22 protein-coding genes are annotated in these 17,805 nt (G+C 25.0%); 10 read left to right on the top strand and 12 right to left on the bottom strand.

The features are described 5' to 3' along the window. Positions 1-171: 171 nt before the first annotated feature. Entirely contained in the window at positions 172-807 is a 636-nt protein-coding gene (locus tag FRIFI_RS09780) for a cysteine hydrolase family protein (RefSeq protein ID WP_092924870.1), read from the top strand. A 69-nt stretch (positions 808-876) separates the two neighbouring features. On the opposite strand, the gene FRIFI_RS09785 is transcribed toward FRIFI_RS09780, so the two are convergent. Further along, a complete protein-coding gene (locus FRIFI_RS09785) occupies positions 877-1,452 on the bottom strand; it encodes a DUF3867 domain-containing protein (RefSeq protein ID WP_092924868.1) in 576 nt (191 codons plus the stop codon). A 266-nt stretch (positions 1,453-1,718) separates the two neighbouring features. Between FRIFI_RS09785 and FRIFI_RS09790 the strand changes: the two genes are divergently transcribed. Beyond that, positions 1,719-2,066: a RidA family protein gene (locus FRIFI_RS09790; RefSeq protein ID WP_092924866.1), complete on the top strand. Its 348-nt coding sequence runs from the start codon at positions 1,719-1,721 to the stop codon at positions 2,064-2,066. A gap of 39 nt (positions 2,067-2,105) precedes the next feature. On the opposite strand, the gene glpK is transcribed toward FRIFI_RS09790, so the two are convergent. Then, positions 2,106-3,611, bottom strand: a complete 1,506-nt coding sequence (gene glpK / locus FRIFI_RS09795) for a glycerol kinase GlpK (protein WP_092924864.1) — start codon at positions 3,609-3,611, stop codon at positions 2,106-2,108. Between the two features lie 302 nt (positions 3,612-3,913). Here glpK and FRIFI_RS09800 point away from each other — a divergent pair, with 302 nt between their 5' ends. Beyond that, positions 3,914-4,366 carry a hypothetical protein gene (locus FRIFI_RS09800; RefSeq protein WP_092924862.1) on the top strand — a complete coding sequence of 151 codons (453 nt, stop codon included), beginning with the start codon at positions 3,914-3,916 and terminating at the stop codon, positions 4,364-4,366. 27 nt (positions 4,367-4,393) lie between these two features. Here FRIFI_RS09800 and FRIFI_RS09805 read toward each other — a convergent pair whose 3' ends face one another. Further along, complete coding sequence (locus FRIFI_RS09805) at positions 4,394-4,651, bottom strand: TIGR03905 family TSCPD domain-containing protein (RefSeq protein WP_166505750.1); 258 nt, start codon at positions 4,649-4,651, stop codon at positions 4,394-4,396. A 279-nt stretch (positions 4,652-4,930) separates the two neighbouring features. Here FRIFI_RS09805 and FRIFI_RS09810 point away from each other — a divergent pair, with 279 nt between their 5' ends. Both FRIFI_RS09810 and FRIFI_RS09815 read left to right on the top strand, forming a co-directional pair. Continuing rightward, positions 4,931-5,227 (top strand): hypothetical protein, encoded by a 297-nt coding sequence (locus FRIFI_RS09810; protein ID WP_092924858.1) that lies wholly within the window; start codon positions 4,931-4,933, stop codon positions 5,225-5,227. A gap of 108 nt (positions 5,228-5,335) precedes the next feature. Then, positions 5,336-6,091 carry a peptidylprolyl isomerase gene (locus tag FRIFI_RS09815; protein ID WP_166505751.1) on the top strand — a complete coding sequence of 252 codons (756 nt, stop codon included), beginning with the start codon at positions 5,336-5,338 and terminating at the stop codon, positions 6,089-6,091. A 31-nt stretch (positions 6,092-6,122) separates the two neighbouring features. On the opposite strand, the gene FRIFI_RS09820 is transcribed toward FRIFI_RS09815, so the two are convergent. Beyond that, on the bottom strand, positions 6,123-6,527 hold the full coding sequence (locus tag FRIFI_RS09820) for a CBS domain-containing protein (protein WP_092924854.1): 405 nt from the start codon (positions 6,525-6,527) through the stop codon (positions 6,123-6,125). 202 nt (positions 6,528-6,729) lie between these two features. Between FRIFI_RS09820 and FRIFI_RS09825 the strand changes: the two genes are divergently transcribed. Then, the gene (locus FRIFI_RS09825) at positions 6,730-7,497 is read left to right on the top strand and encodes a hypothetical protein (RefSeq protein ID WP_092924852.1); all 768 of its coding nucleotides are present in this window, start codon (positions 6,730-6,732) and stop codon (positions 7,495-7,497) included. 84 nt (positions 7,498-7,581) lie between these two features. On the opposite strand, the gene FRIFI_RS09830 is transcribed toward FRIFI_RS09825, so the two are convergent. Both FRIFI_RS09830 and FRIFI_RS09835 read right to left on the bottom strand, forming a co-directional pair. Then, the gene (locus FRIFI_RS09830) at positions 7,582-7,782 is read right to left on the bottom strand and encodes a cold-shock protein (RefSeq protein ID WP_092924850.1); all 201 of its coding nucleotides are present in this window, start codon (positions 7,780-7,782) and stop codon (positions 7,582-7,584) included. Positions 7,783-7,917: 135 nt separating this feature from the next. Next, a complete protein-coding gene (locus FRIFI_RS09835) occupies positions 7,918-9,063 on the bottom strand; it encodes an amidase domain-containing protein (protein WP_092924848.1) in 1,146 nt (381 codons plus the stop codon). A gap of 228 nt (positions 9,064-9,291) precedes the next feature. On the opposite strand from FRIFI_RS09835, the gene FRIFI_RS09840 reads away from it, so the two are divergent. Then, positions 9,292-10,113, top strand: coding sequence for a pyridoxamine kinase (locus tag FRIFI_RS09840; protein WP_207733536.1), 822 nt, complete (start codon positions 9,292-9,294; stop codon positions 10,111-10,113). 90 nt (positions 10,114-10,203) lie between these two features. Further along, on the top strand, positions 10,204-10,524 hold the full coding sequence (locus FRIFI_RS09845) for a YlbF/YmcA family competence regulator (protein ID WP_092924844.1): 321 nt from the start codon (positions 10,204-10,206) through the stop codon (positions 10,522-10,524). Between the two features lie 64 nt (positions 10,525-10,588). Here the strand turns inward: FRIFI_RS09845 and FRIFI_RS09850 are convergent, their stop codons facing one another. Next, positions 10,589-11,668, bottom strand: a complete 1,080-nt coding sequence (locus tag FRIFI_RS09850) for a hypothetical protein (protein WP_092924842.1) — start codon at positions 11,666-11,668, stop codon at positions 10,589-10,591. Positions 11,669-11,925: 257 nt separating this feature from the next. On the opposite strand from FRIFI_RS09850, the gene FRIFI_RS09855 reads away from it, so the two are divergent. Further along, entirely contained in the window at positions 11,926-12,144 is a 219-nt protein-coding gene (locus FRIFI_RS09855) for a hypothetical protein (RefSeq protein WP_092924840.1), read from the top strand. 127 nt (positions 12,145-12,271) lie between these two features. Here FRIFI_RS09855 and FRIFI_RS09860 read toward each other — a convergent pair whose 3' ends face one another. From FRIFI_RS09860 to FRIFI_RS09880, 5 genes are all read right to left on the bottom strand, one after another. After that, on the bottom strand, positions 12,272-12,823 hold the full coding sequence (locus FRIFI_RS09860) for a hypothetical protein (protein ID WP_092924838.1): 552 nt from the start codon (positions 12,821-12,823) through the stop codon (positions 12,272-12,274). A gap of 118 nt (positions 12,824-12,941) precedes the next feature. Beyond that, positions 12,942-13,949 carry a hypothetical protein gene (locus FRIFI_RS09865; RefSeq protein WP_166505752.1) on the bottom strand — a complete coding sequence of 336 codons (1,008 nt, stop codon included), beginning with the start codon at positions 13,947-13,949 and terminating at the stop codon, positions 12,942-12,944. Continuing rightward, positions 13,939-14,658: a DUF1700 domain-containing protein gene (locus FRIFI_RS09870; protein ID WP_166505753.1), complete on the bottom strand. Its 720-nt coding sequence runs from the start codon at positions 14,656-14,658 to the stop codon at positions 13,939-13,941. The genes FRIFI_RS09865 and FRIFI_RS09870 overlap by 11 nt, the downstream gene beginning before the upstream one ends. A 14-nt stretch (positions 14,659-14,672) precedes the next feature. After that, positions 14,673-14,978 carry a PadR family transcriptional regulator gene (locus FRIFI_RS09875; protein ID WP_092924834.1) on the bottom strand — a complete coding sequence of 102 codons (306 nt, stop codon included), beginning with the start codon at positions 14,976-14,978 and terminating at the stop codon, positions 14,673-14,675. Between the two features lie 190 nt (positions 14,979-15,168). Then, positions 15,169-16,497, bottom strand: a complete 1,329-nt coding sequence (locus FRIFI_RS09880; RefSeq protein WP_166505754.1) for a hypothetical protein — start codon at positions 16,495-16,497, stop codon at positions 15,169-15,171. A gap of 178 nt (positions 16,498-16,675) precedes the next feature. Between FRIFI_RS09880 and FRIFI_RS09885 the strand changes: the two genes are divergently transcribed. After that, a complete protein-coding gene (locus FRIFI_RS09885; RefSeq protein WP_166505755.1) occupies positions 16,676-17,797 on the top strand; it encodes an MGDG synthase family glycosyltransferase in 1,122 nt (373 codons plus the stop codon). The last annotated feature ends 8 nt before the right edge of the window (positions 17,798-17,805 follow it).

The following is a 17,805-nucleotide window of genomic DNA, read 5'->3' on the forward strand; positions in this document are numbered from 1 at the left end:
TATATATAAAGTGCATAATATATATTAAGAGGAATGTATTTGACCTTTTAGCAGATAACTAATTCCTCTAAAGAGCTATCTTCAACTTTGAAGATAGCTCTTTTATGTCTTGACACCTGTATTATATATATGTAAAATAACTATAATTAGTTTATATATAAGGGGTGTATTATGGAAAATCTATTAAATGAATTAAAATCTATTAAAAACAATATTGATAACATTAAATCTAAAAATATTAATGATTTAAATCTAAATGAAACTGAGTTATTTATAGTTGACATGAATAATGGATTTGCAAAAGGTGGTTCCCTTTATTCACCTAGGATAAATGCTTTGATAAATCCTATTTATAATTTTACAAAATATTTATCTAATAAAGTGTCTGATATAACTGCCTTTACAGATTGTCATACTACTGATTCTATAGAACTTTTAAGTTATCCTCCTCACTGTATGGTAGATAGTTTTGAAAGTGATATAATAGATGAACTTAAGTCTATAGAAAACATCAAAGTTATTCCGAAAAACTCTACTAATGCCTTTTTCACATTAAAAGATATAAATTTTTCAAATACTAAAAATATAATAGTTGTAGGGGATTGTACAGATATATGTGTATATCAATTTGCAATAACGTTAAAGTCATACTTTAATCAAAATAATATAAGTAAAAATATTATAGTTCCTATTGATTTAGTAGATACATATGATAGCGAAGTTCATCCTGCAAATCTTCTAAACATGGTATTTTTAAATAGTATGCTACAAAATGGAATAGAAGTTGTAAAAACTATAAATTATTAATAAAAAAGTGTATGATTAAGTAAAATTAATCATACACTTTTTTTATTATGAGATGAAGCGAATTTTTTATTAATAATCATACTCTGTACAATTTTCACAAAGTACTACTTTTATTTTATTATTAAATACATTTTTATATCCTAGTAAAAATTCATTTAACTCAGCATCAACTAAATTTATTTTCTTACTACTACATAATGTAACTTTTTCTTTATCTATTATAACTTCTATATCATTTGTATCATTTTTTATATAAGTAGTTACACAACCTTTAGTTTGTATTTTATTAGCATATTTTTCATAAAATGATGTTGTATTCTTTATAGAATTTATACTCTCTTCACTAATATTAGACATGTCTAAATTTGCTGGATCTATTCCAAAATTTTTAAGTTGATCTTCTACTTCTTGAGGATTCATACCATATCTTTCCATAAATTTTTTTTGTATATTCATAAACTTCTCATAAGATATATTATTATCCTTCATATAATCAAATATCTTCTTAGAAAATTCAGCCATTGTCATACTTCCATCCATTACTGAAAAATATAAATTATATATATACTGTTCAAACTTATCTACATCAGAATCTTTAGCCTTGTTTTTTAAATTGTTAAAATCTATCACTCTATCGTCAGACATATTTATCCTCCTTTAAAAATCTTTACTTGTATATGATTATAACATATTTATATAGTTTTAAATTATTATTTATATAATATATTTGACCAATTTCAATAAATAAAAACTCTCCATTTATTATTTAACTTATCATCATATACATCTTATGTTTATCTATATTAGAATTGGAATTTATTTCACTTAATTGTTTAATAATTTTACTTTATATGATATATTTTTATATGTAATGTGATTTATTGGAATATTTTTAACTTGGAGGTAAAATTATGGAAATAAAAAGATTTGAAACAACTGAAAGAATGAGTAAAGCTGTTGTTCACAATAATACTCTTTACTTATGTGGTCAAGTTCATGCTGAAGGTGATATAAAGGAGCAAACAGCTAAAGTATTAGAGAAAATAGAAGATTTATTAAACAAGTATGGTTCAGATAAAAATCATATGTTATCAGTTACTATATATATAAAAGATATGAAAGATTTTGCTGATATGAACTCTGTTTGGGATGCTTGGATTGAAGAAGGATTTGCTCCAGCTAGAGCATGTGTTGAAGCTAAGATGGCTAGAGAATGTCTTCTTGTTGAGATGAGTGTTGTAGCTGCTATAAAGGAGTAATATAACATAAATAAAAAAGATGGTTTGATACCATCTTTTTTATTCCTCTTCTTCTTCCCACTCCATAGCTCTTTTTACAGCTTTTTTCCAGGTTTTATATAATTTCTCCTTTTTGCATTTATCCATTTTAGGAGTAAACTCTTTATCAACTCCCCACTTAACCTTTATATCATTCTTACTTTTATAAAATCCTACCGAAAGTCCTGCCAGATAAGCAGCTCCTAGTGCTGTTGTTTCTATAACCTTTGGTCTATCTATATTTACATCTAATATATCTGATTGAAATTGCATTAAAAAATTATTGCTACTTGCTCCTCCATCTACCTTTAAAAACTTAAGATTTATATTTGAATCTTGTTCCATAGCATTTAATACATCTTTAGTTTGATATGCTATAGATTCTAAAGTAGCTCTTATTATATGTTCTTTTTTAGCTCCTCTACTTAAACCTACAATGGTTCCTCTAGCATACATATCCCAGTAAGGTGCTCCAAGACCTGTAAATGCCGGAACAACATATACTCCATTGGTATCATCAACCTTTGATGCATAACTTTCACTATCCTTAGCTTCTTTTATCATTCTTAATTCATCTCTAAGCCACTGAATAGAGGCACCTCCCATAAATATACTTCCCTCTAATGCATAAGTAATTTTATTGTCTATCCCCCAAGCTATAGTTGTTATTAAACCATTTCTAGATTTAACTATTTCTTCACCTATGTTCATAAGTAAAAAACAACCTGTACCATAAGTATTTTTTGCACTTCCCTTTTCAAAACATGTTTGTCCAAACAACGCAGCTTGTTGATCCCCTGCACATCCTGATATTGGAATTTCTGCACCTGCCATCATCATAGAATCAGTGTGTCCATATACATAACTAGATGGGTATACATTTGGGAGCATTGATTTTGGTATATCAAGTTCTTTTAATATATCTTCATCCCACTTTAGCTCTTTTATATTATACATCATAGTTCTCGATGCATTAGAGTAATCTGTAGCATGAACTTTTCCCCTAGTTAAATTCCATATAAGCCAAGTGTCAACAGTTCCAAATAGTAATTCACCATTATTTGCTTTTTTTCTCGCGCCTTCTACATTGTCTAATATCCATTTTACTTTAGTAGCTGAAAAATAAGCATCTATTAAAAGACCTGTTTTATCTTTTATTATTTCTTCTAATCCTTTGTCTTTTAATTCTTTACATATATCTGATGTTCTTCTACACTGCCAAACTATTGCATTATATATAGGTTTTCCTGTATTTTTATCCCATACTATAGTAGTTTCTCTTTGATTAGTTATTCCTATTGCAGCAATTTCTTCCGGTCTTATACCCTTAGTTTCTATTACTTCTCTCATTACCCCACTTTGAGTTCCCCATATTTCCATAGGATCATGTTCTACCCATCCAGATTGTTTATATATTTGAGTAAATTCTTTTTGCGATTTACTTACTATTTCTCCATTTTCATCAAACAATATAGCTCTTGAACTTGTTGTGCCTTGATCTAGAGATATTATATATTTCTTTTCCATATTAATCTCCTTACTTTATTAATGAATATATACATATATATTACCACAATAAACAAAATAGCTAAATTATATTATTAAAGAATGAGATTATGTTAATTTATACTACTATATATATTTATCAAGTTTTTATAACTCATTTATTTCCTTTTTTTTAATTATATGATAAAATAATTAATATATTTTGCTTTGCTTGAATATAAATTTTAATAACAAACTTGTACATAATATAAATGTAATGACCTTTAAGTTTCAAGCATGACATCGTTATTATATCTAATATTAATTAAATTAGGAGGATTAATATGGGCTTAAAAGACAAATTCGCAGAATCATTTGCTAGATCAAAAACAATGACTGGCCCTGAAAAAAGAGCTAATGAAATAATGGGCAAACTACTTATGAAAAAAGCTATAATTCCTATTGTTTTAATGGTTATCATTATGATAGTTGGTATGGTTGCTAAGATAAATGGTTGGGCTATACTTGCAGTTAACTTATTAGTTGCTCTTGGGACTTACTTCTACATAAAAAAAGCTGGGGAAAAATATCAAAACTTCAAGCCTTATGTTGGTAACTTAATCAGTCTAGAGAAAAAAGGTAAAAATGAGTACGTAGCTATAATAAAACAAGGTAAAATGCCAGTAAAATTAGAAATAAACTATGGTGGAGAAGACCTTGCTGGACTTAAGAAAAATCAATTAGTTCAAGTTAGTTACAATCCTGATGCTAAAATAGCTATAGTTGTAACTAAGTAATAAAAAAGTCTTCGTTAGAAGACTTTTTTATTTATTATAAACATATTTCTTATATATTTTAAGTGCTTTAGCTAATTGATCAGGGCAAGATGTTCCTCTATTCTTACATGGTATATCTTCAAGATTTTTTATTATATCATCAATATCTTTACCTTCAACTAGATGCTTTATTCCTATAGTATTTCCACTACATCCACCCTCGAAAACTACGTCTTTTAATATATTCCCTTCAATATCCATTAATATAGACTTTGAACATACACCTTTAGTATAATATCTATACATACTTATCCCACCTTAATATATTTTATAAATTAATTTCTTAATTAATATATATACTAATTAAACAATAAATATTTCATATATTTTTTTTATATAGATATAATAATGGTAGTATTTGATTAATTTGTATGCTTTAATTTATTTATAGATTGAATTTGAAAGGATGTGTTTATTATTTCAAAAGAATTTCTTGATAAATATTTTAAATTTTTATTCTTATTTTTTTGGCCTATAGTTTGGTACGACTATGTTTCTATTGCTGCTATGAGGATTGAAATATTTATGTTTCTATTATTTTTAACAGCATCTATAGTTTATATAATAATGATTCTAAAATCTATTAATAAAATAGAAGATATAGATGTATTATATAGAATAACTACAATCTTAGCATTTATACTATTTTTATGTAGCTATTTATTATTCTCTAAAAACAGAATATTACTTATTTTTAAACTAATATTTTTATTTATATACTTTTATGTTTCTTGCATAAAAAATTTTAAATACAATGAAAATGAAGGTGTCGTTGGAATGCTATCATCACTTTTACTTATAACTATTACTTTTTCATATTAATACATATTTAGTATAAAATTTGGAAATGTTAGACATATAAGTTTTTTTCTGATATCATTTAAATTGAAAGTAATATTAATTATAAACTTACATAAAGGAGTAACAATTATGGAAAGAAAAGTTTTAGCAACAATTGGAGAAAAAGAAATCACTAACTACGATGTTGAGAGTGCTCTACAAAGCTTAGAACCATATCAAGCTATGCACTTTAATAGTGAGCAAGGTAAAAAGCAATTATTAGATGATTTAGTTAACCAAGAATTATTCTATATGGAAGCTAAAGAAAATGAATTACATAACGATGAAGAGTTTAAAAAAGAATTACAAAGAGTTCAAGAAAATATGTTAAAGCAATATGCTATAAACAAAGTATTAACTAGTATATCTTTAACTGAAGAAGAAAAGAAGGCTTTCTTTGATGCTAATAAAGATAAATTCCATAAGCCAGAAACAGCTACTGCTAAGCACATATTAGTTGAAACTGAAGAACAAGCTAATGATTTATTAAATAAAATAAAAGCTAATGAAGTATCTTTTGAAGATGCAGCATCAGAACATTCTACTTGCCCTTCTAAAGAAGCTGGTGGAAACTTAGGATCATTCCCTAGAGGACAAATGGTTCCAGAATTTGAAGAAGCAGTATTCAATATGGAAAAAGGTGAAGTAGCAGGACCTGTTAAAACTCAATTTGGATACCACTTAATAAAATTAGAAGATTTAAATAAAGGTGGAGAATCTGAATATGAAGAAGTTAAAAATGAAATAGAAAGAACTTTAATGTATCAAAAGCAAACAGAAGTTTATTCTAAAAAATTAAATGACCTTAGATCTAAATATGGAAATATGATCAAGTTAAATGACTAAAAATAAGACCTAGTATATACTAGGTCTTATCTTATTCTTTTAATTTATTGTAACAATACTCTATAATGTCTTTTCTTTTTATTATACCAATAAAAATTTCTTGATCGTCTATAACAGGAACAAAGTTCTGATTCATAGATTTTGAAATTAAATCTTCTATATTAGCGTTAACATCAACAGGAGAATTGTCTTTTCTTCTATTTACTTCTTTGATAGGAATATCCTCTACTCCCTTTAAATCTAGCGAAAATTTATTTTTTAATGTCCACAATAAATCTCCTTCTGTTATAGTCCCAACATACTTCCCCTCATCATTAATTATGGGAATAGATGAATATCTATGATATTCCATCTTCTCTAGAGTTTGCCTCATAGTGTAGTTTTCATATATATATGCAACTTCACTCTTAGGTGTTAGAAAAAATAATATATTCACTATACTGCACCTCCAATAAGTAAACATTAATTAATTTATATACAAAAGTATTATATTCTTCTTTCTCTCAACTATAATTTTAACATATTTTTATATATATTTTAATTTAAAATATGTTAAAATTATTTTTTTTATTTAAATTATCTTTTATGGGTATATATTAAATAAAAATTATTTATGTTTTAAATTTGGAGGTATAACAATGAAATTTGATTATAATATAGAAGTTAATAGTTTTTTAAATAAAATATATGAACACAAGGTATATGAAATAGCATATGAAAATAATTTATACAATATAGATGCTAAAGTTTTAAAAGATAGATTTGATTTATTAAAAAACACAAAAATATATTTAGGAAGCGATATGCATGAATTTATAGTAAATTTAATTCCTAAAGATAAAGATGGATACTACTTTAGATGTGAAATAGCTAACTATCACAACTACTCTGTTCCTAGAATTTATGACTATAAAGGAGAGCCTATAAAAAATACTAATTACAATAGATATGGTGTACAACTTTGGGAATCTCATATGAATGAATTACTTATAGAAGATATTGAAAGTAAATTTAATCAAGCTGATTTTATTTATTTTATAGATAATAATTTATTAAGCATTGTTGATAAAATAAATGACTATATTAAATCTCGTAGAGATAAAGAAAAGATAGTTATAAAATTTGAAGATAAGAATGAAATATTAGATATAGTGAAATCCCTAATATTAAATGGAAGTCTTGATTTATCTTATGCTGAATTTTTAATTGATATGGACAAATTAAGAGATGAAATGATTAAGTTTAGTACTCCTTTTCATATGTACAATGAATTTGATAAATTAGAAGATGATACTCTTTATTGTTTAGATAATTTCTGTAAATACAATTCTTTAGATTTATTTGATGCTTTGATTAATGAAAAAGGATTTAAATTTATAAATGGAGTTGGACTTGTAAAAGAATAAGTTAATAGTGAAATTAAAAACGCCGCTTAATTGCGGCGGGTGTTTCACATACTACTAGACTTACTAATATATATATGAAATTAATTATAATTTAACTACGTTAGCAGCTTGAGGACCTTTAGCACCTTCAACTATTTCGAATTGAACGTTTTGTCCTTCTTCTAAAGACTTGTATCCATCAGCAGCTATAGCTGAGAAATGTACGAAAACATCTCCTTCACCTTCTACAGATATGAATCCAAATCCTTTTTCATTATTAAACCATTTAACTACACCAGTTTTCATTTAATAGATCCTCCTAAAAACACACAAAAATTATTTAGCTACAAATGTTTGCAACTTTATTATTACTTTAACATATATACATATCATTGTCAAATGTTATTAAGTTTATACACATCAACTTATAGATTCTAGTTTCTAGTAATGTACCTTAATTAAATGAAATCTTATAGCCTTATCACTCCACCCTAAATCCCATGGTACTAGTAATCTATCTGTATTGTGACAAGTTACTAAAGGATATCCTTTTGAGTCAAGTCCTGTTACAGTTGATACGTGAGTTATTCTGCCTCCTTTTTCATATGCCACAAAATCCCCAGGTCTTAAATTATAGGCTTCTTTATAAATATCTTCATAACTTCCTTTTGCTATTAAACTTCCTCTACCACTATATACTATATAATTTTTAAAAGCTTGTGCATTTACCCATGCCTTAGTTCCTGCACCATCTGCGTAATTCCATGTATCATTTTTTTTGAATCTCCCACTTTCAAACATTATTTGAGATGCAAAGTTTGCGCAGTCTCCACCTTCTGGATTATAATCTCTGTAATTTGAGTTGAATTTTAAACCATTTTCTTCATCAGCAGCTGCTCCACAATATTTATGTGCATATTCTATGGCTTTTATTTGCTCTTGCTTTAAATCTAATATTGTAGGCTTTTGCATACTTATATAATTTTTTATGTCTTCAGATTTTATATTATCTAAGTTTAAAGAATCAGCAAATGGATCTGTATACCATTCTTTAGTTATTATATATTGATCATCTATTATTTTGACATTTATATAATGATAAGTTCCTATTCTACACATATTTATAATATCTGGTTCTTTATCATATGAATACTTATACTCTGTTGAAACTGTACATATAATGCCGTATAAACCTTCTTCCTTTTCTTTTACTTTTTTGATTTTCACTTTTGCTTTTATATCATTAAACTTAACTCCTTGTTTACTAGACCAATTTTCTAGGTATTTCATCTTTTTTACTTCATGTTCCCATGCCCATAAACCAAACTTTTTATCTACCTCATATAATTCTTTTAGCCCTTCTTCATTTTTATCAAGTATTGCTTTATTTCTATGATCAAATAGTTCTTCAAGAAGAAGCTTGTATTTATTATTTTCGCCATCTTCTATTTTACTTACTTCGGTAGAGTTTGATTTTATTATTAATTCACCTTCTTTTATATATGAATATAATCCAATAGCTATCGTTAATGATAATGATATAATTATAATTTTAGCATACTTATTTTTAATATTAAGTTTTATCAATGTCAGACCTCCTAAAAGCAATTTATGTATTCTCTTGATTTATATTATTATATCCAAACATATTAAAAATAATTTTAATTTATTTAAAGCTTTTACTCTCTCAAATCTTTGTAATATATATTTAAATAAATTGTAACCATACATTTTATTTTTTGTAATTATATATTTGTTTTTGAATTTTTTAGTAGTAATATATTTATATAAATATTTTTATAGGGAGGTGCTATTTTGAAGAAAATAGCTGCTATTCATGATTTATCAGGTATAGGTAGATGTTCTTTAACTGCTGCAATACCTATATTATCTGCATTAAAAACTCAATGTTGTCCTTTTCCTACAGCAATTTTATCTAGTCAAACAGGCTATCCTAAATATAGTTTTTTAGATTTTACTGATCACATGAGAGAATACTCTAATGTTTGGTCTGAGCTTAATATTAATTTTGATTATATCTATAGTGGTTTTTTAGGTTCTAAAGACCAAGTAGATATAGTGATTGACTTTATAAAGAAAAATAATAATTCTTTTGTAATAGTGGATCCTGTAATGGGAGACAATGGAAATATGTATTCTATATTTGATAACGATATGTGTAAAAAAATTAAAAATTTAGTAAAGATATCTAATCTTACGACTCCAAATATAACTGAAGCATGTCTATTAACCAATAGAAGTATTTCTGATATTGGTGATTTGACTAAAAAAGATATTATTAATATGGCCAAAGAAATTTCTGAATTAGGCCCTGAAAATGTAATTATAACTGGAGTAGTTCAGGATGGTTATATACTAAATATTGGATATGATAAAATCAGTGATAATTGTTTTATTACTTCATTTGAATATAATAATTTATCTTATAGTGGCACTGGTGATATATTCACATCTATTATATGTGGCTTAATAGCAAATGGTCATGATTTAGAATTTGCTATTAATAAATCTAGTTATTTTGTTCATAAAGTAGTAAACTATACATCCAAATTTGACACTGATAGAAATGATGGTATTATGTTTGAATACTTTTTAAATGAATTAACTCGCTTATAATGTAAATTATATTCCTTTTAAATATGTAGTATATATTATCTTCTTAAATTATAAAATGTAATATAGTATTTTTTATAAATGGAGGTATATATGGATATAAATAAAAAAGCACTTGAACTTGCTAATTCGATTAAATCTAGTGATGAATTTAAACTTATGAAGAAATCTAAATCCCAACTTGATAAAAATAAAAATTTAAAAAGACAACTTGATAATTATATAGATAAAAAAAATAAGCTTTACTCTAATAATAGAATAGAAGATGCATCAAGTAAATTAGTAGAACTTAACAAGGAATATCAAGAATTTTTTAATTTACCTCTAGTTTCTAGCTATATGAAATCTACTAGAGATTTTAATAATCTCATGGAAAAAGTATATAAGTCTATAGAAAAAGAATTATTAAAATAAGTATAATTTTCTTTAAGAATAAATAAAGAATGCCTGCAGGCATTCTTTATTTATTCTTAGTATTTTAATATCTTGGCCATCCCATATTTTTCATCATATTTTTCATATTCATATAATAGTGCATCCACATATCATTTGCGTCTTGACAATGATTAGAGCAAGCATTCATATAAGGCATTCCGACCATTGGATATTCATCTGCCATATCCCCTATATAGTGCATATTACACATATCATACATAGGGCTTACATAAGTTGCACAATCACAATCTATATACACATCTTCTTTGCAATGTGGCTTACAATATTCTGGCTTTAGACCTATATCACAATATTTCTCTTTATTTTTTTTGCAATATGATTTACTTTCTTTAGTATCGCATGTACAATATTTTTTGTGATCACAATCTATATATTTTTTCATATCCATTTCACACTTATCTAACTTGCTACTACATTTTTTTATCATTTCTTCACATTTTTTAGATTTATGTCCATATTCTTTTATTTTATCTTCTGCAGATTTATAACATTCTAATGCTTTTTCATCAAATTTTAAAGCTTTAGCATATAAACACTTAGCTTTTTCACTGAATTCTTGTGCTCTGTCTCTTAAATCATTTGCTTTTTCACACTTACATCTAGCTTCATTCTCTATTTCTTCAGCTTCTTTATGCAAGCATTTAGCCTTTTCACAAAGTTCTCTAGCTTTTTCCATTAATTCTTTGGCTTTACATTCTGCTGCTCTAGATTCATTCTCGTTGCATTGTGCTTTTTCTCTTAAATCATTAGCTTTTGCTGCTAATACATTTGATGATTTTTCACACTCTCTAGCTTTTTCCATTAACTCCTTAGCTTTACATTCACAGCGTGATGCTTCATCAAATAAATCTTCTGCTTTTTGTGCTAGTTCTAAGCACTTATCTACACATGTAATCTCAAAATGCTCATCACATTTGCAATCGTCCATAAAATCACATTTACTCTCATGATCACAATCTATATATTTTTTTGAAGGTTTTTTGCAACAAACATTTGATTTGTGTGAGTTACATGATTTACATGATTTTACTTTGTCATTGCATACATTGAAATTGTCACACTTAGGTTGACATCCACACCCTTGGCTTTTCTTTTTCTTCATAATACGTCAAAACCCCTTTTGCTGTAATATTCAACTCGCATAATAAACTTATGCTGTCTAATATAATTATATGAAAATCTTAAAATCTGGTTACTAGTTCTTTTAATAATATTATTAAAGTAAATAATCCTAAAATCATAAATATTTTTAATATATCAGTTTTAGATTATATTTTTTTATCATTTACACATCCTATTTATATATTAAAATTTAATTAATTTTTAATATATAAATTATATCTTGATGGGAGTGACACCATGGATAAAGATAATCAATTATTAAAAGGTATTTTAATAGGTTCTACTACATTAGCTGCTTTGAGTGTAATTAGTCCTTCAATTAGAAAAATAACAACTTCAACAGTTAAAGCAACTTGCAAGCAACAAATGAAGCTTCTCGCTGGTATAGGTGTATTATCTATAGCTAACTATATATCAAATCTTGATGATGATATATATACAATAGATGATATATAATTTATATGATAATTGTTTTTACTTTATATTTCTTTGAAATACATATAGAAATATAAAGTAAATTAAAAACAAAATAATCATAAAAACATAAAAAAGTCAGTATTAGAAATACTTCTAATACTGACTTTTAATCTAATGATATTAACTTACCATCATAATATAATTGTACCTCTTTTATCCAATCGCCTTTATAATCTTCTTGAATTATATTTTTTACAATTGTATTTATTGTGTACTCTTTTGTTGTTTCATTTAGATAATCTTTCTTCCAAGATACTCTACTCTCTGAATCAGTCTTTGGTTCTATCAATTCAATCCTTACTTTACTATTACCAGGATAAAGCTTAACTTTCATTGGTAAACTATTAAAGCACTCTTTAGATAATACCTTTATAATACTTTCTATCTTTTCTTGAAGTGTACTATCTTTTTTAACTTCTATATACTTAACCTCTTTAGGATCATCTTTAAGTATATGTATAGGTATGTTAATGCTATCTGAATTTTGCTTAATTTTATCCGATTCCTTTAGTGTTGCTTCACTTTGAGATATTTCACTTTCTACTGCAGAAGATGGTTTAACTTCTACTTTATTATCATCATTTACGCTTTTATCACTACATCCTATAACTAAAAATGAAGTAAAAGCTGTTATAAAACTTAATGCTAATTTATTCATAAGTATACCTCTTCTTTTTATATTTATAAATATTATAACATAGTATACTTTATATTTTTAGCATTTTTTATTGGAGTTAATTGATTATTCTATATTTTTTGGCTATAATTTCATTTATTTAATGTAAATTTATATTATCCGCTTTTACATTTATAATATATTTCTCTTCATTATTTAAATTTTCTTTGTTTAAAGTTCCCTTTAACTCTTTTAAATTTTCATCATTTCTATAATGCTCATCAATAAGCATATTACTTGCATTTATACCTGATATAGACTTCATATCTACACTAAAATTATAATTTTTACTTGGTATGTTTATATAAACGCTTGAATTGTATGCATTTATATTTAATTCTTTAGCTATTGGTATATTTGTATCTATATTAATATTTGAACTACTATTACTATTTTGAGTTATATTTATAGTTTTTGGTATAAATTTTTCAATATCATCTACAAATATTTCATTTTGAGCTGAATATATTTCAATTCCACCACTTTCTATATTAACGTTATCTATTCCTATTAATTCCTCTGTAGATAAATATATATGTCCATTAGATTTTATATCTAGGTTTTTAAGTGTTTTCATCCCTTTAGGCAGTGATATATACCCATTTATAGTCTTATAATATACACTATCTAGTAATAGATTATTTTCTATACTTAATCTTGCATAATCAGTAGATGCATTTACATTTATATTATTTGGAACATATATAATTAAACTTTGACTATTATTATAGTAAAATGCATTAATCACATTTTCTATAAATTCTTCTAAATTGTTGCTTATTTTATAATTATATTCATTTTCATTTTCAACTATACTCAATTTATTGCCATCTTCTTTAATATTGTAGTTACTTGTACCTTTTTTTACTACTTTAACTTCATGTCCTTCATATTTTTCTATTATTATATTACTAACTTTAGTATTTACATCTAAATTTTCTATACTTATATTTTTATTATAAATTACTTGCTCTTTATCTAAGCTTTTTTCTATATTAGATATAGTTTGAGTAAAATAAGGGACAGATGATATAGAAAAGTATATAGTGCCAACTATACCAATTACTATTAATATTATTGAAAATATGGTTACCTTTTTATTCATCATCTTTCTCTCCTTCCTTAAAACTATTCTCTTCTTTATTATTAGCTTCTTTTTTCTTACTAGCATTTATATATAGTTTTCTTGTTTTCATCCAACTTTTATATCTATTTACGCTTGTTTTATATATAGATATTATAAATATATATATTTGCCATGCTAGTATCTGACCACCTACAAATGCAATAGACATAAATACATAAAGTCCCATTACCTCATGTGTTTGAGATATAAAATTCATTATTATAGGCATTGTAGCTACATATAAACCAATTAATGAAACTAATATAATACCAACTACAGATAAAAATAATACTATTAAAAATCTTGGAATGAATACTATTAAAGATAGTATACTAAGACCTAATTGTATTATTTTTCTTTTATTTTGGTCATTATTTTCAATATCTAAAGTTAATTTTTCACTAACTCTATCTTTTAAGTTTATATATTGTCTTTTAAAATTTGACTTTATTATATTTATTTTTAGTCTTATACTATTATCTTCTTCTTTATTTTTAGTCTCTGCTATAAGTTCACTAGCTATAGTTTTAGGTGAACCTAGAGATTTTATTATTTCTATATCGCTTTTTCCCTCTATTGTTCCATCTAAAAAGTATTCTTCATAGTCTCTTAATATATCTCCTATTTCTTCTTCTGAAAAACTACCTTTAAGATAATCTCTTAATATATCTAAAAATTCAGCTCTATTCAATATTATCACTCCTTTTACTCTATTAAAATATTTACAGCCTTTACGAAATCTTTCCACTCTACAATTAACTTATTTAAGTTTTCTTTTCCCAAGTCTGTTAATTTATAATACTTCCTAGCAGGTCCCTCACTCGATTCTAATATATATGTGTCAAAATATCCCTCTTTTGTAAGTCTTCTAAGAATAGGGTATATAGTTCCTTCATTAACTTCTATAACTTTAGATATATTTTGCACTATCTCATATCCGTACATGTCCTTTTTAGAAATAAGAGCTAGTACACATATTTCAAGTACTCCTTTTCTAAACTGAGTATTCACAAAACTCCTCCTCTCATTAAGCAGTCTACTGTGTATAACACACTACATTGTTTTATTACAATAGTGATTATATAATAGCACAGTACTTTGTTTTGCACAATAGTAATTTATAATAAGTTAATATTAAAATTATCCTTTAAGTTGATAATTTTGAAAAAGGAGCTATTTTAAGCTTAAATAGCTCCCTATCTTATATTAAATATCCACTATACAAGTAAGCTATAAATATGTATATTATTATAATTAAATTTATTCTAAGTAAATAAGATATTATAAACTCTTTTATATTTATTTTTAATGCCATTTTATTATTAGCTATATATATAATATTTGTGCTAATAGATGTACAACTTAAAATTCCTATTATACAAATTAAAATTTTGGTTTGTATACTTATACTTTTATCTACATTATTTATTCCTATTATAGTGTTATAAAATACATCTATTATAAATCCTACTAACTCATTTATATTTTTAACTTGCAAAATATCTAATACTGGATTAATCAAAATCTTTATTATTTCTATTATTATCTCACTATTTAATATTATCTGCCCTATATATAGAAATATAACTATATTTGGTATAAGATTTATAGATATACTTATGCTTTCTTCTAAATTATCTATAATTGCTTTAAATAGACCTTTACTATCACTATTAGATAAATAATATTTTATTATTTTTTTTAATTTATCCTTTTTAGGGTAACTATTTTTTTTATTACTTTTTAAATAATATGATTTTTTCTTCTTAGATATTGGATATATTCTACTTAATACTATATTTATTAATATTAATACAGTAGTTGACACCGTAATGGCATAAGCTAGATTTATATTTAGATATCCACATATATAAATAACTATTGGGTATGAAAGTATTGAAAAATTTAATATTATATTACAAGCTTCATATTCCTTTAATTTACCTTCTCTATATAATTTATTAGTCATAAACATTCCACAAAATGGATTTGTAAAAATATATACCAATATATTTAAAAAGCTTATACCATCTATTCTAAATAACAATTTTGTATATTTATTTAGATAAACACTTGTTAATTCTAACAATCCATATTCTAAAAATGGCATAAATAAAACACCTATAGTAAATACAATTATTGTATTTAAGACTACTTCTTCTATAAGAAGATATACATTATCATTTCCTAAAAGTCCGTTTTTACTTCCAAAAAATATATTTACTAAGAAAATTAATGCTACAATTCTACTAATAATAAGAATATTTTTATTTTTCAAGTTACATTTTAATATTTCTTTAAACATTCCTATAATTAAATAAAATACAATACACACTTCTATGAAATGTTTCATATTACTTTGAAGCTTATATGATATATGATATATTAAATTCAATACTTGTCCATTTAATTTAATAGGTATAAAAAATATAATTATTCCAATTGCTGTGTATACTATAGATTTTGATAATTTTATAAAATATTCTCTATTATAATCATCTTTTACATTAATTTTATTAATATTTTCCATATCACCACCTCATTTATTATTTTCAATTCTTATTTGATATTTCCTCTATAAAATTTTAAATTACAAATTATTTATATACATTTAGAAGCTAACATCAACTTCTATTATTGCTTATTTTTCCTTATATGGTTATAATAAATTATACTTATTAAGGTAATTTTTTAGAGGTGAATATTTAATGGATATAGATAATAAAAAGACTGTACTAATTCTTACTGCTCAATTTGGTGCAGGACATATAAGTGCAGCAAATGCCATAAAAGACTATATTTTAGAAAAGGATTCTTCTGTTAATGTAATAATAGAAAATTTTATAACAGCTAGTATACCTAGGATGAATAAACCAATGGTAAAACTTTATGAAAACAATACTAAATATGTTCCTGGACTATATAACTACTATTATTATTTAAAAAAGTCCTTTGATTCAAAACATGATATAGCTCATAAATTATATACTCCTAAGCTTATCGAATTTATATTAGATGTAAATCCTGATGTTATTATATCAACGTTTCCTCTTGCTGCTGCTTGTGTGTATAATTTTAAAATTAAATACCCTAGTATTAATATTCCCACACTAACAGTTGTCACAGATGTAGTTGATAGCCTCGAATGGATATATCCAGATACAAGCATGTATTTTGTACCATCATTAGAAATAAAAAATAGATATGTTCAAAAAGGTATTAATCCAGAATCTATAAAAGTAACTGGTGTACCTATAAACAAAAAATTTTGTATTGAGAATAAGACAAAAGAATCTAATAAGTATAAAATTTTATTACTTGGTGGTGGTAGAGGTTTATTTGATATAGATGAAGATTTCATGTATTGGATTGATGAATTTATAGAAAATAGCTGTAATAACATAGAAATAGCTATTGTTACTGGTAAAAATAAGAAGCTTTATGATATATTAAAAGAAAAAAAACCTTTAAACAATATTAAAGTTTTAGGATTTGTTACTGATATGCACAATCTGCTAAGAGAGTATGATTTAATGATAACTAAACCTGGAGGGGCAACACTTTTTGAGGGAATTCTTTCTCAAACACCAGTTGTCGTTAAGCTTCCTAAGGTAGGACAAGAAATAGAAAATGCCCGATTCATAATAGATAAAGGAATTGGATTAGTATATACAAATGATGAAGATTTAAAAGATATTTTTAATAGTATAGCTTCAAATAAATTTGATTCTATATTTAATTTTATGAAGTGCAATATGAAATCTTTTAAAAACACTATAGAAAATGAAAGTATTGGAGACAGTATTTTAAATCTAATAAATAACAAGTAATACACTTG

Source organism: Romboutsia hominis (assembly GCF_900002575.1).
In the GTDB taxonomy this organism is placed as follows: Bacteria; Bacillota; Clostridia; order Peptostreptococcales; family Peptostreptococcaceae; genus Romboutsia_C; species Romboutsia_C hominis.